This is a genomic window from Nonlabens tegetincola, assembly GCF_002117085.1.
Classification (GTDB): domain Bacteria; phylum Bacteroidota; class Bacteroidia; order Flavobacteriales; family Flavobacteriaceae; genus Nonlabens; species Nonlabens tegetincola.
In genome coordinates, this window is sequence record NZ_CP019342.1 from 779797 (window position 1) to 801990 (window position 22194).

Annotated in this window: 19 protein-coding genes; 4 read left to right on the forward strand and 15 right to left on the reverse strand. The window is 35.2% G+C overall.

Annotation, left to right across the window (positions count from 1 at the left end):
• Positions 1-25 precede the first annotated feature (25 nt).
• Together BST91_RS13440 and BST91_RS03785 are read right to left on the reverse strand one after the other, a co-directional pair.
• Entirely contained in the window at positions 26-2047 is a 2022-nt protein-coding gene (locus BST91_RS13440; RefSeq protein ID WP_085774512.1) for an endonuclease, read from the reverse strand.
• A gap of 1 nt (position 2048) precedes the next feature.
• Entirely contained in the window at positions 2049-3260 is a 1212-nt protein-coding gene (locus BST91_RS03785) for an RsmB/NOP family class I SAM-dependent RNA methyltransferase (protein ID WP_085774513.1), read from the reverse strand.
• Positions 3261-3340: 80 nt separating this feature from the next.
• Between BST91_RS03785 and BST91_RS03790 the strand changes: the two genes are divergently transcribed.
• On the forward strand, positions 3341-4441 hold the full coding sequence (locus BST91_RS03790) for a WD40/YVTN/BNR-like repeat-containing protein (RefSeq protein WP_085774514.1): 1101 nt from the start codon (positions 3341-3343) through the stop codon (positions 4439-4441).
• A gap of 5 nt (positions 4442-4446) precedes the next feature.
• Here the strand turns inward: BST91_RS03790 and BST91_RS03795 are convergent, their stop codons facing one another.
• The 8 genes from BST91_RS03795 to BST91_RS03830 all read right to left on the reverse strand — a co-directional run bounded on the left by BST91_RS03795 (position 4447) and on the right by BST91_RS03830 (position 13371).
• Positions 4447-5331 (reverse strand): substrate-binding domain-containing protein, encoded by an 885-nt coding sequence (locus BST91_RS03795; protein WP_085774515.1) that lies wholly within the window; start codon positions 5329-5331, stop codon positions 4447-4449.
• A 27-nt stretch (positions 5332-5358) separates the two neighbouring features.
• The gene (gene ppk1 / locus BST91_RS03800) at positions 5359-7395 is read right to left on the reverse strand and encodes a polyphosphate kinase 1 (protein WP_085774516.1); all 2037 of its coding nucleotides are present in this window, start codon (positions 7393-7395) and stop codon (positions 5359-5361) included.
• Between the two features lie 55 nt (positions 7396-7450).
• Positions 7451-8311 (reverse strand): nucleoside phosphorylase, encoded by an 861-nt coding sequence (locus tag BST91_RS03805; RefSeq protein ID WP_085774517.1) that lies wholly within the window; start codon positions 8309-8311, stop codon positions 7451-7453.
• Between the two features lie 4 nt (positions 8312-8315).
• On the reverse strand, positions 8316-8714 hold the full coding sequence (locus BST91_RS03810) for a Rid family detoxifying hydrolase (protein ID WP_085774518.1): 399 nt from the start codon (positions 8712-8714) through the stop codon (positions 8316-8318).
• Positions 8715-8818: 104 nt separating this feature from the next.
• The gene (locus tag BST91_RS03815; RefSeq protein WP_085774519.1) at positions 8819-10300 is read right to left on the reverse strand and encodes a S8 family peptidase; all 1482 of its coding nucleotides are present in this window, start codon (positions 10298-10300) and stop codon (positions 8819-8821) included.
• 313 nt (positions 10301-10613) lie between these two features.
• On the reverse strand, positions 10614-11780 hold the full coding sequence (locus tag BST91_RS03820; RefSeq protein WP_085774520.1) for a peptidylprolyl isomerase: 1167 nt from the start codon (positions 11778-11780) through the stop codon (positions 10614-10616).
• A 15-nt stretch (positions 11781-11795) separates the two neighbouring features.
• Positions 11796-12377, reverse strand: coding sequence for a gliding motility-associated peptidyl-prolyl isomerase GldI (gldI, locus tag BST91_RS03825; protein WP_085774521.1), 582 nt, complete (start codon positions 12375-12377; stop codon positions 11796-11798).
• Entirely contained in the window at positions 12346-13371 is a 1026-nt protein-coding gene (locus BST91_RS03830; protein ID WP_085774522.1) for a DHH family phosphoesterase, read from the reverse strand. Before BST91_RS03830 ends, gldI begins: the two co-directional genes overlap by 32 nt.
• Before the next feature lie 122 nt (positions 13372-13493).
• On the opposite strand from BST91_RS03830, the gene BST91_RS03835 reads away from it, so the two are divergent.
• On the forward strand, positions 13494-13913 hold the full coding sequence (locus tag BST91_RS03835) for a nucleoside-diphosphate kinase (protein ID WP_060522747.1): 420 nt from the start codon (positions 13494-13496) through the stop codon (positions 13911-13913).
• A 100-nt stretch (positions 13914-14013) separates the two neighbouring features.
• On the opposite strand, the gene BST91_RS03840 is transcribed toward BST91_RS03835, so the two are convergent.
• The 5 genes from BST91_RS03840 to BST91_RS03865 form a co-directional block, all read right to left on the reverse strand.
• Positions 14014-15012 carry a hypothetical protein gene (locus BST91_RS03840; RefSeq protein WP_085774523.1) on the reverse strand — a complete coding sequence of 333 codons (999 nt, stop codon included), beginning with the start codon at positions 15010-15012 and terminating at the stop codon, positions 14014-14016.
• 320 nt (positions 15013-15332) lie between these two features.
• Positions 15333-15914 (reverse strand): Maf family nucleotide pyrophosphatase, encoded by a 582-nt coding sequence (locus BST91_RS03850; protein ID WP_085774525.1) that lies wholly within the window; start codon positions 15912-15914, stop codon positions 15333-15335.
• Between the two features lie 3 nt (positions 15915-15917).
• Complete coding sequence (locus BST91_RS03855) at positions 15918-16826, reverse strand: geranylgeranylglycerol-phosphate geranylgeranyltransferase (RefSeq protein WP_157546884.1); 909 nt, start codon at positions 16824-16826, stop codon at positions 15918-15920.
• 20 nt (positions 16827-16846) lie between these two features.
• The gene (locus BST91_RS03860) at positions 16847-17377 is read right to left on the reverse strand and encodes a KdsC family phosphatase (protein ID WP_085774527.1); all 531 of its coding nucleotides are present in this window, start codon (positions 17375-17377) and stop codon (positions 16847-16849) included.
• A complete protein-coding gene (locus BST91_RS03865) occupies positions 17364-18131 on the reverse strand; it encodes a Rossmann-like and DUF2520 domain-containing protein (protein WP_085774528.1) in 768 nt (255 codons plus the stop codon). Before BST91_RS03865 ends, BST91_RS03860 begins: the two co-directional genes overlap by 14 nt.
• Positions 18132-18242: 111 nt before the next feature.
• On the opposite strand from BST91_RS03865, the gene ccsA reads away from it, so the two are divergent.
• Positions 18243-21548: a cytochrome c biogenesis protein CcsA gene (gene ccsA, locus BST91_RS03870; protein WP_085774529.1), complete on the forward strand. Its 3306-nt coding sequence runs from the start codon at positions 18243-18245 to the stop codon at positions 21546-21548.
• 25 nt (positions 21549-21573) lie between these two features.
• Positions 21574-22191 (forward strand): DNA-3-methyladenine glycosylase, encoded by a 618-nt coding sequence (locus BST91_RS03875; RefSeq protein WP_085774530.1) that lies wholly within the window; start codon positions 21574-21576, stop codon positions 22189-22191.
• Positions 22192-22194: the final 3 nt, after the last annotated feature.

Consider the following 22194-nt stretch of genomic DNA (forward strand, 5'->3'; position numbering starts at 1 on the left):
TTTTATGAAATACTTTTATGCGTTATTATCGAACGATAATTTTCTTAGTTACAGATTTATCGTTTAGCTTAATCTGTATTAAATACAGTCCTGGATTTTCAATTGTGAAATTGTTTTCTTTTCCATTTAAAACGATGCGACCAGTCATGTCAAAAACAACATAGTTCATATCTGACTTAAAGTTATCAATTGTGAATGTACCATTTGTTGAAGGATTAGGATATAGTATTACATCGCCTATTTCTGAAGCATTTATTGACAACGTTACTGCATCATGCATTCCTAGATCATTAGTATCATCTGTAGGAAAGACATCCCAATCACGATTTTTATTAAAAGGAATCAAAGGTGCTTGAACATTAGATTTACGAACCAGGGTTTCATCTTTGGCAAAATCATTACTTCCAGATCCAAATGTTCCTACAATATCAATAAGATTGCCATTTAAAAACAGTCCTACAGGATCGTTGCCGTTAAAGTCTAGAGCACTACCGCTACTAACCAGTTGATCTGCAGCATTGACAATCGTACTGGAAGCATTACCACGAGCAATTACCCAAACATCTTGATCAGCAACAGTTCCTGATAGTGTTACCGTACCAGACCAGTTACCACCGCCATTCGCATCACGAGCAAGTGTATACCCGTTTAAATCAACAGGAGCACCAGTCCAATTAGATAATTCAATTGCCTTATTGTTCCCAGATCCTTCTATGTATTCACTGATAAATAATGTATTAAATACCACTCCTGTTGAAGTACATACTGTCGTTCTATTACGATCATCGGGTAAATTATCTCCATCAGTATCAATATTAGCAAAATTATCTGGGTCATCACTTAATTTGGATAATCCTCCATTTGTCCCAGTCGAATTGAAATCTGCAGTGGTTGTAAGGTAATTTTCAAGTTCGCAATTTGGAGAAGAATTGATTAGATTGTTCGTTAAAACTACCACAAGTTTTCCAAACGGGTTAGTAATCGATTGCCCAGGATTTAAACTAGATACTGGCGTAACTGTGTTTTCAAAAGTCCCAACAATAGGGGTAGAGCTTAGGTTATATAAAATCGATTGGCCTATATTGTTATAGGTGTAGTCATATTCTATGCGATCACCAGCATCGATTGTAGCGTTGTTATTCGTGTCTACATAAGTATCTTCAAGAGTAACAAATAACCTTCCAGATGGAGCGTTGCTTGATGTCCAAATATCTGTTACCCACGATGGATTGTCGATATAGGGATTTCGATTATTTTGATGTAAATAAACATCGTTATTACGATCTATTTCCTTTTGACTTACTGGATCGGCATTATGCCAGTCTAAAAGTAAATCTACAAACCACTGTTCAAAATATTGATTTTGAGAACCATCTCTAGGGTCATTTGTAGCATTTGGACTATCCCAACTCGTATCGTTGTATTGAGCTTCATAACGAGTGGCAAAATAAAATAAAGAGCGAGCAATATCACCCTTAAATTCATCAATCGGTTCAAACACTGTCCCAGTGAATCCTGATGTAGCACTAGGGCCTTTACGAGAACCATTTCTGTAGGTAGTAACGCCGCCACTAGAGCTGTCAACCTCTCCAAAGGGTAAGCTGCCACGACCTCCATTTACAAAACCGTCAGTCGGTATTACATGGTGAGCATCACTGCGCATAGGCTCTCTTTGGTTGAAAAATCCTTGAGGAAACAGGTGCTCGCGATTATAACAGTCTCCTTCCTGACTGTAATTACCACATCGCTCATTTGTATTTCCATTAAAATTATATGGATCTGCACCGGTAGGGTTTTCAGAATACATATCTAATATGGTACCGGTTTGCGTCCCGTTATCGTAGTATTCATCATTGTCAGATGTAAGATATAAAGTATGTAATGCGCCATATCCTTGGTTATTATAACCATTGGAAATAATGTTGCTCAATTCGGTTTTTAATGCATATCCTGTGAGCCCATTGGCACTGTTGTAGTAGTTTGCTGGTGGTTGCGCTTTCGCGAAAGCGAAACATCCAATAACTATATAGAATAAAATTGTTCTCATATTATTTTTTACTAAGTCTTGCCATGTAAAATCCGTCAAAACCATCAAGGTGTGCGAATAGGCTTTTTTCTTCTTCAAGTTCAAATTCTTTACCAATTTCTGATTCTAGAAATGTTTTTACTTGATCCTGATTTTCTGAAGGTAATATAGAGCAAGTTGCGTAAACCAGCTTTCCACCTGATTTAAGCACTTTAGAGTAAGATTGTAAAATTTCTTGTTGAGTATTTTGAATAGTATCTAAAAATTGAGGTTCAAGTTTCCATTTTGCATCTGGATTACGACGTAAAACACCTAATCCACTACATGGAGCATCAATAAGTATACGATCCATTTTTCCGTGAAGTTTTTTTATCACTTTAGTCGTATCGATTAATCGGGTCTCTATGTTATGTGCTCCAGCTCTACGTGCTCTGCGTTTCAATTCTTTTAACTTACTAGAATAAATATCAGTCGCAATTATTTGACCTTTATTTTGTGTGAGCGCAGCAAGATGTAATGTTTTTCCACCAGCACCAGCGCAAGCATCTAGAATTCTCATTCCTGGTTCTACCTGTAAAAATGGTGCTATTTTTTGACTACCTGCATCTTGGACTTCAAATAGGCCATCTTGAAATTCTGGAAGACTAAAAACATTAGCTCTTTCCCTTAAAACTAAAGCATTAGGGAATTCTGGTGAAATATCAGTAGCGATGTCGCGAGCAACTAATTTTTCTTTTAAGGTGTTGATATCAGTCTTTAATTCATTGACTCTTAATACAACGTTTGCTTGCTCATTAAGCGCGTGCAGTTCTTTTTCCCAAAAGGACTCTTCTAATTGATTAAGAGCAAGCTCATCCATCCAGTTGGGAATAGATTCACGCATCACTCTTTTTTTTCTTAATTCATCAAAACGACCTTTAATTCTTCTTACGGGTGTATTATAGTATTCTTCCCAAGCAGGTAAATCATGTCCCTTTAAAATAATCCAAACACTTGTAAGTCTCCACAAATCTTGAGGCTTAAAAGGTTCTTGAACGTCTGCTATAGCACTATATAATCGTTTGTATCGTACTATGTCATATGTAGTTTCTGCTATGAATGCACGATCCCTGGAACCCCATCGAGTATCTTTCTTTAAAATTTTTTGTATGGCTTGATCTGCATACTTGCCATCATTAAAAATATTATGTAACGCTTGAGTAGTTGCAACTACTAGGTTGTGGTGAAATCTCATTTTGCAAAATTACTATTATCCTTATTCAAATTAGCTTGTCTTAACTTATTTTTACTCACACAACCTATTATATCTATAAAATGAAATATTTTTCAACCATCATCACCTTAATTTTTATTGTGTCGCTGTTAGGCTGCAAACAGAATATTAAAGATGAGAACTCTATTACAAGCGAGAATTCAATTGGAGCTGTCACAACAATCGAAATTAATAACTTGGTAACAGATTCTATAAGCATAAGGGCACTAGAATACGGTGATGGTAAGTACTGGTATGGTGGAAGTAAAGGTAACTACGGTTCCATCGACCCTAAAGACTTAAGCATCGATAAAGGTATAATCAAGGTCAATGATTCGTTAGATGTTCAATTTAGATCTATAGCTGTTACTAATCAATATACCTACATTTTAAGTGCTGGTAGTCCAGCGTTGTTATATAGAATAACACATGCAAATGATAATATTGAACTTCTTCTATCACAATCTGGTGACGATGTTTTTTATGATAGTATGAAGTTTTGGGATGATGAAGAAGGTATAATAATGGGTGATCCTCAAGGTGAGGATGAGTTTGATCGTTGTATAGCCATTCTTAAAACGGAAAATGGAGGTAAAGATTTTGGACAGTTGGATTGCTTTAAATTACCAGATTATATAGATGGCGAGGCAGGTTTTGCAGCGAGTAATTCAAATATGAAAATCTTAAATGACCATGTTTGGATTGCTACTGGTGGCAAAGCAGCAAGAGTGTTGTACAGTTATGACAGAGGAGTTAATTGGGAAGAATATCAAACACCAATTATTGCCGGAAGTCAGATGACTGGAATATTTGCAATGGATTTTTATGATGAAAAAACCGGTGTGATTATAGGTGGAGATTGGGAAAACCCTAAAGATAACAAATACAATAAAGCTATAACTAAAAACGGTGGTCGCAGCTGGAAACTTCTTTCCTCTGGTGTTGGACCAGGATATTGTAGTGACATACAGTTTGTTCCAAATACGCAAGGAAATGAACTACTAGCCACGGGCTCACAAGGTATTTGGTGGAGTGGAGATCAAGGAACTACTTGGAGAAAACTTACTAATGATGGTTATTACACGGCAAGTATGATTAATCAAAATGAGGGAATGCTAGCTGGTAATGGGAAAATATCTAGTTTTAAGCTTGAAAGAGAATAGATGGATTAATCTTCCATCTCTTGTTCATACTTTGGAAGGTCTTTGATAAGCTCTTCCAATTTTACTTCTTTATCAATAATTCCTACTGCTGTAAATTCTTCTAATATGGTATCTACGGTAGTATCCCATAGTTGATCGTCACTATATTCGGTACGTAGCATCCATTGTTGAACATCTCCTACTTGTAAATCGTAATGAGCAGCAATAGTACGATCTATACTTGGAATCAATTTAAAGTCGGCAGTGTATGTGTTTATCACATAAAGCATTTTGCTTAACGCTTCCTCTTTTTCTTTGATACTTTCTTCTCTTGCTGCAATAACAAAACTAGGCCATGGAGTTGCTATGGTTTCCAACCTTTTAAAAATGCCTCTATCTACTAATGGTTGGGTCATATATCGCTCCCATAAAAATAATTGAGCTTTATTGTTAGATAGAGCTTCAACAGCGCCGTCCAAGGTATTAACAAGTTCAAAGTCTAACTCAGTAGTATCCCATCCGTGTTTTTTGGCCATAAGGTAGCTCATAAGGTGTGAGCCACTGCCGTAACGACTTATCGCTATTTTACCATCCTCCAACTGTCTAGTGTTATTCGCTTCTATAGTACCAGGAGCATGAACACCCCATAATAATGGAGTTTGGACATAAACTTGAAGAATTTTTGAAGGGTTTCCAGCGATTATGTCTTTTACAATACCATCGGTGAGTATACATGCCACGTCTAGTTCATCGTCTCGCAACATTTTACTCATTCTTCCCGTTCCTTCAGGAATATCTTGCCATTGTAAATCCAAGCCTACTTTTTCAAAGGCTTTGTCCTCTATTGCTAAGTGCCAAGGTAAATTAAAATGTTCTGGTACTCCGCCTATTCGTATGGTAGTCTTCTTCATAGAAGAAACAAATATACTTTAGAAAAATTAGGAATGAAGTTTTTTTAAGTATTCTCTTATTTCTGTTTGAGAATTTACAACATCTTGTTTTTCAGACTTTCTGAAATTGTTAGATTCACTTTGATCGTGAATTCTAGCCTTATCTGTGTCATTTAATTGAAGGGTTAAAATTGTGTTTAATTCTTCATAAATTCTCTCGTCATAAATAGGAACAAGAACTTCTATTCTACGATCTAAATTACGCGTCATCCAATCGGCGCTACCAATAAATAGTTTGGGATTCCCAGCATTATTAAATTTATAAATACGACCGTGTTCCAAATAGGTATCTACAATGGAATAACAAGTTATATTTTCACTTAAGTTTTTGAGACCTGGTATTAAACAACTAAAACCTCTAACTAACAAAGTAATAGTAACTCCTGCTTGACTTGCTTTGTACAGTAATTCTATGATTCTAGGATCTTCTAATTGATTCATCTTTGCCCAAATAGCAGCTGGTTTACCTAATTGCGCTTCATCAATTTCAGCTCTTATGAGATCTTCAAATGTTTGCCGAGTATTGTAAGGACTTACTAATAGGTGTTTAGGTTTAGGAATAATTAAATCACCTTCCAAAACTTTAAATACTTGATATAAATCTTTTGTTATAGGTTTATGAGAAGTAAAAAGTCCATGGTCGCAGTAAACCTTAGCTGTTTTAGAATTAAAATTACCGGTTCCTATGTAAGCATATCTCTTCTTTTCACCATCAATGCGTTTTTGAATAAGTAAAGCTTTACTATGAACTTTAATATTAGGAAAACTCCATATGACACGAGCTCCTTTTTCTTCTAAAATTTGGCCCCATTTAATATTGTTTTTTTCATCAAACCTAGCTTTTGCTTCAACAAAAACTACGACCTCTATTTCATTCTCAACAGCTTTTAAAAGAGCTTGCACTAATTTTGAATCGTCGGCAACTCGATAAAGAGATATTTTAATATACTCTGTTGTATTATCATTTGCAGCTTGATTGACTAGATTAGAGACATAGTCAAAACTCATGAATGGAGTGTGAATGAGTTGGTCCTGTTTGTCTATTAAAGCAAAATAGTCCTCGTTGCTTTCAAATTCTTTGTGTTTTATTTCCTTTTTAGGTTCGAGATAAAGATCTGGATTATCGAATGGTTTTGGGAAACCAAAGAAGTCATCAAAGTTATGATAAGTACCACCTTTAACTAGATCAATTTTACTCAATTCAAGACTTTTGCGCACATTCTTAATTACTTTGTCAGGAATGCTATCATCATAAAGTAGGCGAGTAGGCTCTCCAATATTACGTTGTTCTAGACTCTTGTAGATTTTTTCTGCTAGAGTTCCTTCGGCAAAATCTTCCACATAAAGCTCGGCATCACGACTTAATTTAATACTGTAATAACCAGTTATTTCGTTTGAAAAAAAACGATCTAATTGAAGTTTAATAATATCGTCTATAAACGCAATGTGTGCGTGATGATTATCTTTAACTAGGGTTATAAATCGACCAGAATCTTTAGGTATTTTTACAAGGCCATACTTATCTTTATCATTAAATGTAACTAATAAGTATAATCTTTGATTTTCTAGAAAAATGTTACTTTGTGTTCCTGCGTTGATGTAACTGATATCTAGATTATCCTCGTAATGTTCTTTAAACCACTTGTCTGCCAGTAACTTGTGATCTTTTTTTAAACTAATTTCATCGTGTAGAAAAATACCATAATCCTCTAATTCTGGCTTAATACTTTCGTGGAATATAGTACCTAAAAAATGCTGTTGCTCTTGGACTTTGGCCAATATTTCTTTTACCAGTTTGGTTGGTTTGGTCTCTAATTTTTTTCGGTACTTTTTTCTTACCTTTTTAAGTTGTCGTAATTGTGAAATACGTACTCTAAAGAACTCATCCAGATTTGATGAGAAAATGGCCATGAATTTAATACGCTCATAGACAGGTAAGTGATCATTGGCTGCTTCTTGGAGCACTCTGTGATTAAAACTTAACCAATTAAGATCTCTATGTCGGTAAGGAAAATCGTATTTCATACAGCTCGTAAATTTAAAAACGAGCTGTGTTTAATTCTGTTATTGTTAGGTTAACTTAACTTAAACAATTAAGTGTAAAGCTAATAAGTTTTTCAACGGTCGCAGCTGGTTGTTCAGAAAAAGAACCTGTAGCTCGATTAGCAAGTATAGCATTTAATGAAACTGCTCTATGACCTAGCAGATTTGCCATGGCATATATTCCAGCGGTCTCCATTTCTAGATTTGTAATGCGCTGGTTGTCATGGTTAAATCCTGCTAATTGATCGTTGAGTTCCTCAAAAGCTGGTTTCAATCTTATAGTTCTACTTTGTGGACCATAAAATCCTACATTGGTTACCGTATTACCATTGATCATTTCTACAGTTTGAAATTTTCTCCCTAGATCTGGATTACAATGTATTACATAAGGATTACTGTGATTGTCGTTGCGCGGTATTTGTTGAGAAATCGCTTTCGCGAAAGCGGAATCACCACCATCATTTTGATACCAGTGGTACAGACTGTCAAAACCTATACCTCGTTGAGAAAGTACAAAAGAGTCAACAGGAATATCAGGTTGTATGGCACCAGAAGTTCCCACACGAATGATGTCCAAGGAAGTAAGTTTCTCTTTTATTTTTCTTGTTTTAAAATCAACATTTACTAAGGCATCCAATTCATTAAAAACGATGTCTATGTTATCCGTTCCAATTCCTGTACTTATAACGCTTATGCGTTTGTTGCGGTATAAACCTGTATGAGTATGAAATTCTCTTTTTGCTACTCTAGTGTCTATTACATCAAAATGTTTGGAAACTTCACTTACACGTTCTGGATCACCAACAGTAATTATGGTAGAAGCTAGTTGTTCTGGCAATAAATTGAGGTGGTAAATACTACCATCATCATTAAGAATAAGTTCTGAGGATTCTAACATGGGATTAAGGCATTTTCTTTGCGATAAATGAAATTTCTACGTTTACGTATTTAGGAAGGTTAGCTACTTCTACTGTTTCTCTGGCAGGAGCTGTTTTGTCATCAAAATACGATCCGTACACTTCGTTTACGGTTGCAAAATTTTGCATATCACTTAAAAAAATAGTTGCTTTAATAACATCTTCAAAATTCATATCTGCCTGCTCTAATAAGCTTTCTAGATGTTTCATTACAAGATGTGTTTCTTCTTTTAAATCATCTATTTTAAGTTCGCCGCTTTCTGGATCCATCGCAATTTGACCACTGGTATATAAAGTGTTTTCAAAAGCGTTTACATAGTGTACAGCTTGATTGTATGGACCAATTGGAGCAGGGGCATTTTTAGTATAAATAATTCTTTTCATAGCAGGTTATTAGAATTGACGTAAAGATACTATCAACAGTCTGATAATAAAAAAAACGACCGCTTTTAAGCAGTCGTTTTCATTTATTAATTCTAAGAGGGATTCTATTGAACGGCTTGTAAGGCGTCAATATTACCGTAACCATAACTAGAATTACGGTTAGGGTAGAAGTGAGCACTTTGTTTGAGTTTGTTAAGCACTTGAGTTTTTGTCCATGATGGGTTTTTACTCCAAACTAGTGCTGCAATTCCTGCTGTAGTAGCTGTCGCTACACTTGAACCGCCTACGTATTTTTGTTGACCTGTATTAAAGCCTAAAACAGGAACAGTTCTATTGCTATTACTAGCACGCTGCATGGTTACTGTAAAATCAATTTTAGAACCACTATGGCATACATCACAACGGTTGTAGCCGTTATCTTTTATACCAGTTACTGCAACTGTCTCGCTCATAGAAGCAGGAAAAATTACCCCATACCAATTGGTAAAAGATGTTGAAGTTCCACCTGCAGCAAAAATTAATTTCCCACGACTATTAGCATATCGTACTGCATCTTTAATATTACCGATACTCCAAACATAACCTATACTCATAGATATGATTTTAACATCACTACGGTTACCTAGAGTTCTTAACGCCTCACTTACACCTTTGCGCTCGTGGTAGTCATTAAGTACTACGTCTTCTGTACTGCGGTAAACCACAAGATTAGAATTATAAGCCACTCCTACTGGTAACTTATCATTATTTCTAGGAGCAGCGGCAACGCTAGCCATTTGAGATCCATGTCCACAACGATCATTTGGCCCGTCTACATTATTACTCCACCACCAGGAAGAGTCTATGAAGTTACCGTATCGTTGTACATTTCTACCAGTCGAAGCTCCATCATTAAACCCAGCGTTCATTAGATAGTTATTTGGAGTAAGACCTGTGTCAATTACAGCCAGAGTTACACCAGATCCTGTGCTGTAGTTCCAAGCATCGTCAATGTTGTGAATATTGAAATTCCACGGCATTCTTGCACCTGGACTTATATTTGAATAATCAGCGGTATTGATGTTGTCAGGACTTTGGTTGCATCCGCTATTCGATTTTTGTTCTCCTGCCATTTCATAGGAGTAACCTATAGGATCTATATATCTAATACCTTGTAAATTTTGAAGCGCTTGAATGGTTTCAATTCTAGTAACGGATACTTCCAATTGATAGAAAAAATCATGATCATCAATAAGTACTTCCTTTTCAGTTAAGGATTCTTTATCTGCAACTATTTCTAGGATTTGATTTTTAAGGTCGTTAATTTCATTGCTTTTGGTTTCAGCAAAGTAATCATCATCGGTTCCATACCCTATATTAAGCATCATGTCTCCATTCACAGCTGCACTCCATAGAATTTGGGCAGGAGCGTTTGTCCAATCCACATCACCTGTTTCTTGAAGTTGTTGATCTACGTATTTGTTGATTTGTTCAGGAGAAAGCAATTCCTTTTGTTGGGAGCTGTCGCTATTATTGCCTTCGGTTAAATCATCACTACAAGAGTAGAGAATAAATACAGCTAACGCTGCGGTTAAGAGTTTTTTCATGGTTAAAATTTTAAGGGTGATTAAAAATAGGAAGGTTTTATCTATAAATCACGCTTGCTTTTCAAATAATTAGATGTAGTTATTTAATAATTGTTAACATGTTCATAATTGTCAATAAAAACAATCAACAAATCACATATGTTAAAAAATTAACATTTCGATGTTTTTATGTTAGATAATCCTTGAACGTACCTCTTGATTGCTTTAAAGATTGTGCTTATTGTTAGAAGGTTAGTTTTACATTTTGTTAATTAAACGGTATAAAAAAAGCCACCTGGAAAGGTGGCTTTTAATTGTTAATAGTTTTCTATTATTATTCGACTGGCAGCAGCTCCAATTCGAAAATCAGATCTGAATTAGCAGGAATTGGACCACGGGCTTGATCACCATAAGCCAATTCTGAAGGAATGAAGGCTACAATTTTTTCTCCGTAACTCATACTAGCTATGGCATTTCTAAAACCAGAAACCAATTGCATTTTTTGAGGATCAAATGCCATTTGAATAGGCTTGTAAAAACCACCACGATCTTTACCTGGATTGTAAGCATTATACTTTAAGGCATACTCTTTATCACTACTGTCAAACATTTTTCCGTTTGTTAGAAAGCCTGAATATGGAATTAAAACAGGTGTTCCTACTTCAGGTTTTGTTCCATTACCTTCTTTAACCACGTAAACTTTTACGTCGCTATTAGGTAATTTTTTTGCCTTCTTTTTAAGAGCTGTAAATTCTTTTTCTTTTTCTTCAATCAATTTAGGAGCGTTTTTAGCAAGTTCTGCTATTCTTTCTTGCTCCTTACGAGCTTCCTCCATACGTTGCTGCTCTTTGTCTTTTGAAGTTTGGATATAATCAGCAATAATTTTTGAAGCATCAAATTTTTTAGCCTCTTTACCTTTTCTTATGATTTTAACAGAGTTGATTACCATATCGGTATTCGGTTTGTCACGGAACCCAGTTGGAGTGGTAGCAATAGAATCTACGACTTCTAATCCTTTAACAACCTTTCCAAATACGTTGTAGTTACCATCTAAACTAGGAGTAGGTTTGTGCATGATGAAAAATTGACTTCCATTAGTATTAGGTCCTGCATTTGCCATTGACATAATTCCTTTGGCATCATGTTTAAGTGTATCTACAATTTCCTGATCAAATTTATATCCTACGCTACCACTTCCAGTTCCGGTAGGATCACCTCCTTGGATCATGAAGTTTTCAATAACTCTATGAAAGATTAGACCGTTGTAAAAAGGTTTACCTTTAAGTGAGTCTATTACTGCCGGATGATCACCTTCGGCAAGAGCGACAAAGTTTGCTACTGTTGCAGGAGTAGCGTCATGATAAAGCTTCGCAAACATGGTACCTTTAGTGGTGTTTATTTCTGCATATATTCCATCTTCTACTTCTGGATAATCATCATCACACGATGCTGCCATTAATATTAATGATAAAGCAACTAGTACTACTTTTAATTTTTTCATTTACTGTTTAATTATTTAATTGTTGGGTATTTGAAATTCAATTTTGTTGTTAGAATCGTTTACGTCAATAAGTTTGATATGACTTTTAAAAGGAATATTTGTTCCTATTTTATTCTCATCACCATAATAACCATAGGCTGTGTAAGATGGGAAATAAGCAACCATAGAATCTCCTTTTTGCATTAATTTTAAAGCTTCTCTCATTCCCGTAAAAACACCATACTCTTGTTCCAGAGATTTAGTGATTGGTGATAATTCTTGAGTAGAGTAGATGGTATCGCCATTAAGAGCCAAGACATTATACTCAAAAGTGACCTTATCACCAAATTTAGGTGTAGGAGCATTGTTTTCACTATTCTTAAACAAGCGGTAGTAAAAACCATTTTGAGAACGTAACATTGAATCGGCATTGTTTTTAATGGCCTTTTCAATAAGCATTTCTTCTTGCTCTGCTAGTTCTTTATTTCTTTCAATCGAAGATTTTAAATAAGAACTGCTTGATTTTGTTTTTGCTTTACGAGGTATCGTCTCGTTGAAACAGCTGCTTAATGTTAGACTAATTAAACTAAATAGCAGTATGTACCAGTTCTTCTTCATATTGTGGCAAGATACTAATTAATTTATCGACTGTAGCCTTCATATCTAGATCTGATTTTCCTCCAGCGGCATTTAAATGTCCACCGCCATTCCAGTGTTTTCGCGCAAGCGTATTAACATCAAAATTTCCCTTGGAACGCAATGAAGTTTTAATAATACCTTCATCAGCTTTTTGTATAAATATTTGAGCAAAAACTATATCCTTTAAACTTAATGCATAGTTTACAAATCCTTCAGTATCACCTTTCTTAAATCCATTGTCATCTAGTTCCTGTTGAGTAAGAGTAATAAAGGCTGTACGATAATTACTCAAAACGGTCATGTTATTGAGTGCAACACCTAATAATTTAAGCCTGCTTACCGAGTTTGCATCGTAAATATTGCGATTAATAGATTCAGCATCGGCACCTTTATCAACGAGTGCTGCCGCTACTCTAAGTGTAGTTGATGTTGTCGATCTATACTTAAAACTTCCTGTGTCAGTCAATATGCCTGTATACATACTAGCAGCCATTGATGGCGTTATATACTCTACATGATCCATCATTTCAAAAAAGTGATACATCATCTGGCAGGTACTGCTCATGCCAGTATCGCTATACATATAGGTAGCATATGGATCAGGTTGCTGGTGATGATCGATCATGACAAAGCTAGCTGTTGATTCTTCAAGAATTGTTTGCATTTCACCAGTTCGGTGTAGGGCATTATGATCCAAGCTAAAAATGAGATCGGCTTCCTTTATTATGGAATCGGCAAGTTTAGAATCTTTTTCATAATTAATGATCTGTTCTGTATGTGCCATCCATTTTAGAAAATCTGGAAAGTCATTGGGTGAAATCATATGGACTTGATGATTCAATTGTATCAAGTATTCATATAGCGAGGTTATCGAACCTATTGCGTCGCCATCGGGTCCTTTATGAGGTACTATGACAATCTTTTTGGGATGTGATAACTCTTTCTTAAGCGCTGTAATTTGTTGCTCGTTCATAGCGCAAATATAAACAGTGTTGCTAGATGAGCGTAAATGACGGTCACATTAGTTTTTGTATCAATTATTAGGGTATACGTTTAAAAATGCACTACTTTTGCAGCGCATTTAAAAAAGCAAAAATGGCAACAAATAGAACATTTACCATGATTAAGCCAGATGCCGTAGAAGATGGGCATATAGGCGCTATACTTGAAAAAATTACAGCAAGCGGTTTTAGAATCGTAGCTATGAAACTTACTCAAATGACTAAAGCAGATGCTGAGGAGTTTTATGCAATCCACAGTGAGCGTCCATTCTTTGGAGAGCTTGTTGAATTTATGACGCGCGGTCCTATCGTGGCTGCTGTTCTTGAAAAGGACAATGCCGTTGCTGATTTCCGTACGTTAATTGGGGCTACTAATCCTGCTGAAGCTGCAGATGGAACCATCAGAAAAATGTTTGCTAAAAGTGTTGGTGAAAACGCTGTACATGGATCTGATAGTGATGAGAATGCTGCTATTGAAAGCGCTTTCCATTTCTCAGGTCGCGAGATGTTTTAATTAACATTGAACACATAAAATAAAATCCACTTTGTAAAAAGTGGATTTTTTTGTTTTAAGAGTACGCTTTCGCGAAAGCGTAATTACCAACATACGTATTTTAAAATAGCGGTTCCTCTTTTTGGGCAGTTATAAGTGCGGCTACACGATTAATCTTAATGCGCATGCGCTCAAAGAATTGTGCTCTATCTTTTTCTCCAGAATGTACCAGTAGTTTTGAACTTTTCATTTGTTGTTCAAAGAAATTAGCTAGTCGGTCACAGGTAGGTTTGTGTTCTACCTTGAGATAGGTAAGAACGGTAAAAGGTGTAAAGAATACGCGTTCATTTTTGGTTTGAACCATAATCGTATTACTCATGGTAAGTAAATCGCTGGTATATAATTGATAACTTGCGGTAGAATCATTATTATCGATGGCTTGAGAAATACATTGCTTTTCAACATGGTCAATAATACCGTGTAAATCCTTGCAAATTAATAAAGCATGTTTTTCGTCTAGTCTACCTGTTTCAAAATAATACAATATTTGCTGTAGAGAGCCATTTATAGTATTATCATTCCAAAATTCTGTAATATTTATGTAATCGTAGGTGCTGCCTAACTCATGGGCAGCATTAAATAAACTACTAGGACAACGATCTAGAAACTCTGTGAAGGTCAACTTTGCCATTGAACCATTCTCGTTCAAAAATTTCAACCAGACATAACACTTGTACTTTGTGATATAGGAATCTTTTAGTGTATAAAATAAAGGAATATCCTTGGCAGAATAGGTAATACTAGCGCTTTTGAGTTTTACAAGCTCCTGAATATTAGATAAGGAAACCTTAAAGTAACTTTCTAGATCTTCAATGGTAGCAATGTGAGGAGAAACTTGCGTAAGAATACTATTTTGTTCACCGACCTCAAATAGTTTATTAAGCGATAGACGGTAATGTTTTGCTAGCGTAACAGCCTCGTTCAGGCTTAATTTGCTCATTCCATTAACACGTCTGTATGCTGCATCATAATTAATATCAAGAATACCTGATATTTCATCCATGAGATTTTTGTGTTCAGGAATTAACTGCTTGATTTTTCTAAATAGTTGTTCTTGCATGGTTTAAAAGTACATCTTAGAACTAAATCCTATTTGTATTTTTTACAAAAAACGTAAATCTTTATTTGCGTTTTGTGAATAATCTAGATATTGCTAATTGAATATCTAACCTTTTTAAGAATCTTTCTTTTTAGAAAAATAGTTATCATAATAATATCTAATCAACTCACTAACAATTAAAATAATAAGGAAGAACAGTACTTCAGTTACCCAATTTTCAAAGACAAAACGCTCTATTTGAAAATTAATGTCTGCTCCATAGAATAAACTCCCGAAGATAAGTGCTAAAAGAAAAGATATAGTTAACACTACTCTATTCATTATCTGTTTTTCAAATATTCATACACTTTCGGTAATGGTAGTCCCATGACATTATAATAACAACCTTCTAACTTTTCAATCCCTGTGTATCCTATCCAATCTTGAATTCCATAAGATCCAGCCCGATCGTAAGGTTGGTAGGTATGAACATAGTATTCAATTTCTTCTTTACTTAATTTTTTAAAATAAACACTAGTGCAGTCGTAGATAGTATCTTGCCTTTGAGTACTCGTAAAACATACTGAAGTAAAAACCTTGTGTTTTTTGCCACTCATGGCAGTGAGCATTTCAATGGCATGTTCAGTAGTTTTAGGTTTACCTAATGCTTGGTTATCTAACCATACAATAGTATCACTCGTGATCAATAAATCCTTTTCCTGTAAAATTCCGTTAAATGCCGAAGCCTTTAATTGCGCGAGGAAATTTGTGATTTGTTCCTCTTTCAAAGCTTTGTCGTAAATCTCTTCCACAGGTCTAGTTTGTATGACAAAATCAAGATCTAGTCCTTTAAGTAGCTCTTGTCTTCTAGGTGATTGAGAGGCAAGAATGATATTGGTGTCTAGGTATTTTTCTTTAAGCATTTTTTACAAATTGTAATTAAGATATACAGCTATTAGACCGATTACAAAAACTATTTTCATGATAGTGCTTAGGGTAGTCAACTCTTTATTGACTGTTGTTGACCACAATCTAATTGATACATACATAAGTGGTCCCATAATACCAAAAACGATCAAGTAAATCATGTACTCTTGATTTATAAAAACAGTAACTACCGAGGTTCCTAAACCCAAAACTACAAGTAAGCTAATTACAGCGGCAATTTTAGAAGCCCTAGATCTTCCTAAAAGAATGGGTAAACTATTGCGACCAGCTACTTTATCGCCACTCACATCCACACAATCTTTAATCATTTCCCTAATTAAATTTAGCACAAAAGCTATACTTGCTATCCATACTAATTGCTGCATGACCGCAACAAATAATGCACGATTCTCTTCATTGATTACAGGAAACAGATCAAAAATCCCTGTTATCACCACAACTAATCCTACCATAAAGGATATTAGAATATTACCAACCAGCACCATTTTTTTTACCTGATTGGCATACGAGTATAATAGAAATGCAACAATTATGAATATAGAAGCTAGTATAGGTTTACCAATTCTATTGGCAAGTATAAAACCGCTTATTACTGCTATAATCGTGAGAATTACATAAAATGAAAAGGCATTTTTTTCATTGATATGTTTTTTGACAATTATTTTATTCGGTTTATTAATCTTGTCGGTAGTCACATCCATAATATCATTGATTACGTTACCACCAGCAACTAGCATCGCAGTTGAAACAATCAAAAGAATAGCATTTGTTAAATCAAGAGCGGTACCAGTCACCATCGTGTCGATAACACCATAAATAATAATGCATTGACATAATATTGTGATGACTACATTAAGAGGTCTGGTAAGTAGAAAGTAATATTTCAAAATAGCTTATAACAATGATATTATGAAGATACAGCTTGAATAGCTTGTGTAGCATTCCATTTTCCTTGAACCTTCATTACTTGTTCGATAACATCACGCACACAGCTGTCACCGCCGTTACGATGTGATATATAGTTGCAAATTGATTTAACTTCTTGAATGGCATCTTGTGGACAAGTAGCCACGCCTGCGTATTCAAGTACTGGCAGATCTGGCATGTCATCACCCATATAAAGTATCTCTTCTGGTGTTAAATTATGTTTTGCAACATATTCTCGCATTTGCACCATTTTATCACTGGCGTTTAGAAAAACATCTTCAACGCCTAATCCCATTAATCTGGATTTAACACCATCATTGCGACCACCAGTAATAATACAAACCTTATAACCATTATTGAGGGCAGTTTTAATAGCATATCCGTCTCGTGCATTCATGGTTCTTAATAACTCACCACTTTCAGAAATAAGCAGTCTTCCGTCCGTAAGTACACCATCAACATCTAGGATAAAGGTTGTTACATCGTTCAATAATTCTTTATAATTCTTCATACATTTTTTTAATTGATTCTGTAATGGCTAGATACATTTTATGATCTTTTTCTGCCAGTAATTTTAAATGTGTTTCAACTGTTTCTTTATCTCCACGTTTAGCAGGTCCAGTTTGTAAATCTTTCGCCGGTTGATCAATTGTTTTTAAATAAGTTTCTTGACGCAACGCGTTAAGTAGATCACTGGGAATATCATATTTATTCATGATTTCTTCTGCCTTAGCATAGCAATGGTTTACAAAGTTGTTAGTGTATACAGCTGCTACATGTAAATATTTACGTTGGTCAGAATTTAAGTAATTACGCTTTCGCGAAAGCGTGCTAGCCACCGTTTCTAGTATTTCCTTACTTTCATCATTATTGTATTCCAGGCAAATGGGTATTTCATTGAAATTAACATCTCGTTGTTTAGAAAAACTTTGCGGCATATAAAAAACCCCATAGTTACTATGTTTCTTGAGTACATTCATAGAGACACTGCCTGAAGTGTGTGCAATGGTAGCGTGACTACTAAGCATGCGTGACACATTTTTTATAGTATCATCTGGAGTAGCAATAAATAGGATATCACACTCAGGTATTGTCTGTAAATCTGTATATAATTTAGAACTTAATTGAGGTTCTTTTTTTCCAGTACGATTGTAATAACCTACAAGTTTAACTGTTTGTTTTTGAGTGTTTAAAGCGTTTTGTTCAAGTGCTTTACACAAGTGCAATCCTAAGTTTCCAGTTCCTATTACAAAAACACGTATCATAAGCGTAAAAATAAGCACTCTTCATCGACTCACAAACTATGGCAGGTCGGCTTTTGTGAAGTATCTTTGCGGCCGGTAAAATATTCCTGATTTTACCCTTAAAAATTGACTATGAAAGACAAATTGATAGCTTTTTTCTTCAGTACCCGTACTATGGCAGTTCTTATGATAGGATTTGCAGCTGCGATGGCTTTTGGAACCTTTATTGAAAACAGTTACGATACACCTACATCAAAGATCTGGATCTATAATACTTGGTGGTTTTCCTTGATAATGTTGTGGTTGATGGCAAACTTTATTTATAATATTAAACGCTATCAATTGCTACAATGGAAAAAGTGGGCTGTGTTATTACTTCATATCTCTTGGGTACTCATTATAATAGGAGCAGGAATTACCAGATATATTTCTTATGAAGGTATGATGTTGATTCGTGAAGGAGAAACCGAAAAATTCTTTTTCAGCGAGAGTACTTATTTCAGTGCTATTATCCAAGGAAAAAGTCCAGATGGTCAAGATATCCAACGTACTGTAGATGAAAAGGTCCTCATATCACCTTATGATTATGATATAGAAACCTCGTTTGAATACTTTAATGATAAAGTTACGGTGACTATCGATAGTTTACTATACGATGCTGTTGAAGGACTGGTGCCAGTGGAAGAAGGTACTGGTGATAGATACTTAACTGTAGTAGAAGCAGGTAGTGGTTCTCGTCACGATCATCTAATCAAGGATGGTGAGAAAAGTAGTATACACGGCGTACTTTTTGGTGTTAATATAGATCCCGAAATTGCTGCTAAAGAGAAAATTATAAACATCACTGAAAATTGGAATGGTTATACAATTCAAACTCCTTATGAAGGTGAATTTTTAAGAATGGCAGACCAAATGAAAGGAACTGTTATTCAAGATAGTATTCAACCTTTACAATTAAGATCTTTATATACCACAGCTGGTTTGCAATTTGTGATACCTAATGGAATTACTGAAGGTAGACCAGGAATTGTTCAAGCAAGTCCACCTACTAAAGCAAAAGCCTACGGCTTGTTTGTAACTGTATCGGATGGTATTGAAAGTAAGAAAATGGAATTGCTAGGAGGAAAAGGTATGATATCAGATTATGAAAATATTCAATTAGGCGATAAAAATGTGTACCTTAAGTATGGCTCAAAGCAACTTGAATTACCTTTTAGTGTAACTCTGGATGATTTTGTGGCTAACAAGTACCCAGGAACTGAAAACGGATATTCTTCCTTTGAATCTTATGTTACAGTAAACGATGAATCTGGTGCAGTAAAAGAACATATCTATATGAATAACGTATTAGATAAAGAAGGATATAGATTTTTCCAAGCAGGCTTTGATCCAGACGAATTAGGAACACATTTAAGTGTAAACCATGATTGGTGGGGAACAAATATTACTTATTTGGGGTATTACCTTTTATATATTGGTTTATTAGGATTATTATTTTCAAAACATACTCGCTTTGCAGAGTTAGGTAGATTGGTGAATAGAGTTGTAAAACGTAAGGCCAAAATGGCTGCTACTATCGTTGTTATTTTGTTTTCTATTTCTGGTGCTATAGCACAAGATAATCATGCCGGTCATGATCATGAAACAAATTTGGTAGCTTCGGATTCATTAGCCTCAGTAATTACGCAAGAGGCACCACCTATCGAAGAAGTGAAGATGCCTGTGATACCAAAACAAAAATTAGACAGTATCATAGTTGCTAATATGGTTCCAGAGAAGCAAGCAGAAATGTTTGGTAGATTGGTAGCTCAAGATGATGGTAGAATGAAACCTATCTCTACTTTATCAAGTGAAATTTTAAGAAGACTATCAGAAAAGGAATACTACGAGGCTGAAGTAGGAGACAGCATTGTCAAATTAACGCCAGAGCAAACTCTTTTGAGTATGATGCAACTGGGACAATTGTGGTTTGAAGTACCTATCATTAAATTAAAAAGAGGTAACGATTCTATTCGTGACTTATTAGGAATTGATCGTAGTAGAAAGTTTGCTAGTGGAACAGATTTCTTCAGACGACCAGATGATACCTTTGGAAGTTATAAATTAAGCATGTTAGTTGATGAGGCAAACGCTGCTGATATAAAGACTGCGCAGCAGAATAATATTTTAGATCTCAATTTTTCGACGGGTATTTTAAACGAAACACTTTCAGGAAATATCCTAAAAATTTTTCCAGGACAAAATACAGAGAATAACAAATGGTATTCCCCAATCGAAACTGAAAAGGCTAACTATCAAGCAGAACCAGAAAAGGAGTTTGCAAAAAATTTCATTCCGGCATATTTGACATTGCTTAATCAAGGTAAACAAACAGGGAATTATCTAGCAGCAAATGCTGCTCTCAATGGGATGTTTGAATTTCAAAAGCAATTTGGTGGTGATTTGTTGCCAAGTCAGGATAAGATTGACGCTGAGATTTTTTACAATAAACACGATATTTTCAAAAATCTGTACAAGTGGTATGGTTGGTTTGGATTGTTAATGTTGCTTCTATTGGTGGCAGAGATATTAAAACCAATGAAACAAATCAGATGGAGTATAAATTTTCATCATATAGTTATTATTGGATTATTTCTTGCTCACACAGCTGGATTAGTAGTTAGATGGTATTTAAGTGGTCATGCTCCATGGTCCGATGCTTATGAATCATTGATTTATGTAGCTTGGGCTACAATGGGTATGGGATTGTTATTAAGCCGTAAAAGCCAATTAATTGTTGCAGGAGCAGCTTTTGTAGTTGCTATAATTCTTTGGGTAGCTCAGTTAAATTGGTTAGATCCATCTATTTCCAATTTACAACCTGTATTAGATTCGTATTGGTTAATGATACACGTTGCTGTGATTGTAGGTAGTTATGGTCCATTTGCATTGGGTATGATACTAGGATTGATAGCCTTGATTCTAATGATTGTAACTACTGAAAAGAATAAAAAACGTATTGATTTAAATATTAAAGAGCTTACCTACCTTAACGAAGTAGTTTTGACTATAGGTATTATTATGCTTACAATAGGTAACTTTTTAGGAGGTATGTGGGCAAATGAAAGTTGGGGTAGATACTGGGGTTGGGACCCTAAAGAAACCTGGGCTTTAATTTCTATTTTTATTTATGCCTTTGTTTTACACTTAAGACTCATTCCTGGTCTCAAAGGAAGGTGGACTTATAACCTGTGGTCGGTATTGGCCTTCGGTTCCATATTGTTTACATACTTTGGTGTTAACTTCTATTTATCAGGTCTTCATAGTTATGCTAGCGGTGATCAAATCTTATCTTATAAATTTATAGTTACCACACTGGCTGTTGTTTTAGCTATTGGATTTTTAGCAAGGTGGAAAGAAATGAAGCATTTCAAGCGTAAACAACGTGAAATGGAATAACCCCATTTGTACCTCAATTATTATCATGAAAAAACTAAATGCTGCATTTTATCAACAAGATGATGTGGTAGCACTAGCGAGGTACCTAATAGGGACCGAGCTAGTTACTGAAATTGATGGCTTAAAAACTTCGGGAATTATAACTGAAACCGAAGCTTATAGAGGCTACGATGATAAGGCTTGTCATGCACATTTGGGTAGATTCACTGAAAGAACCAAAGTTATGTATGAAACAGGTGGCGTTGCCTATGTTTACCTATGTTACGGTATTCATCACCTGTTCAATATTATTACTAATAAAAAACATAACGCCGACGCCATTTTAATAAGAGCCATACAACCTACTTCTGGTCTAGACCACATGCTTAAAAGAAGAAATAAAAGCAAAGTAGAAGCTAGCTTAACAAGTGGACCTGGTAATGTTTCCAAAGCTCTTGGAATATCAAAGTCTCATTACGGTGAGGATCTTCAAGGTTCTCAAATTTACATACTTGATAAAACCAAAACTCTTCCTATAATACAAAGTGTTAGAATAGGTATAGACTATGCCGGTGAGGACGCACAATTGCCCTGGCGATTTTACGCGGCCGATAATCCCTATGTAAGTAAAAAATTAAAAGCTGATACGCCGTGTCAAGAATGATTC

Excerpts from the sequence above, each read along its gene's own strand:
- ccsA (WP_085774529.1), top strand. The coding sequence starts at position 18,243 with ATGAAAGACAAATTGATAGCTTTTTTCTTCAGTACCCGTACTATGGCA.
- BST91_RS03820 (WP_085774520.1), bottom strand. The coding sequence starts at position 11,780 with ATGAAAAAATTAAAAGTAGTACTAGTTGCTTTATCATTAATATTAATG.
- BST91_RS03840 (WP_085774523.1), bottom strand. The coding sequence starts at position 15,012 with ATGCAAGAACAACTATTTAGAAAAATCAAGCAGTTAATTCCTGAACAC.
- BST91_RS03835 (WP_060522747.1), top strand. The coding sequence starts at position 13,494 with ATGGCAACAAATAGAACATTTACCATGATTAAGCCAGATGCCGTAGAA.
- BST91_RS03795 (WP_085774515.1), bottom strand. The coding sequence starts at position 5,331 with ATGAAGAAGACTACCATACGAATAGGCGGAGTACCAGAACATTTTAAT.
- BST91_RS03860 (WP_085774527.1), bottom strand. The coding sequence starts at position 17,377 with ATGAAGAATTATAAAGAATTATTGAACGATGTAACAACCTTTATCCTA.
- BST91_RS03805 (WP_085774517.1), bottom strand. The coding sequence starts at position 8,311 with ATGTTAGAATCCTCAGAACTTATTCTTAATGATGATGGTAGTATTTAC.
- BST91_RS03790 (WP_085774514.1), top strand. The coding sequence starts at position 3,341 with ATGAAATATTTTTCAACCATCATCACCTTAATTTTTATTGTGTCGCTG.
- BST91_RS03810 (WP_085774518.1), bottom strand. The coding sequence starts at position 8,714 with ATGAAAAGAATTATTTATACTAAAAATGCCCCTGCTCCAATTGGTCCA.
- gldI (WP_085774521.1), bottom strand. The coding sequence starts at position 12,377 with ATGAAGAAGAACTGGTACATACTGCTATTTAGTTTAATTAGTCTAACA.
- BST91_RS03865 (WP_085774528.1), bottom strand. The coding sequence starts at position 18,131 with ATGATACGTGTTTTTGTAATAGGAACTGGAAACTTAGGATTGCACTTG.
- BST91_RS03830 (WP_085774522.1), bottom strand. The coding sequence starts at position 13,371 with ATGAACGAGCAACAAATTACAGCGCTTAAGAAAGAGTTATCACATCCC.
- BST91_RS03850 (WP_085774525.1), bottom strand. The coding sequence starts at position 15,914 with ATGCTTAAAGAAAAATACCTAGACACCAATATCATTCTTGCCTCTCAA.
- BST91_RS03815 (WP_085774519.1), bottom strand. The coding sequence starts at position 10,300 with ATGAAAAAACTCTTAACCGCAGCGTTAGCTGTATTTATTCTCTACTCT.
- BST91_RS03875 (WP_085774530.1), top strand. The coding sequence starts at position 21,574 with ATGAAAAAACTAAATGCTGCATTTTATCAACAAGATGATGTGGTAGCA.
- ppk1 (WP_085774516.1), bottom strand. The coding sequence starts at position 7,395 with ATGAAATACGATTTTCCTTACCGACATAGAGATCTTAATTGGTTAAGT.
- BST91_RS03785 (WP_085774513.1), bottom strand. The coding sequence starts at position 3,260 with ATGAGATTTCACCACAACCTAGTAGTTGCAACTACTCAAGCGTTACAT.
- BST91_RS13440 (WP_085774512.1), bottom strand. The coding sequence starts at position 2,047 with ATGAGAACAATTTTATTCTATATAGTTATTGGATGTTTCGCTTTCGCG.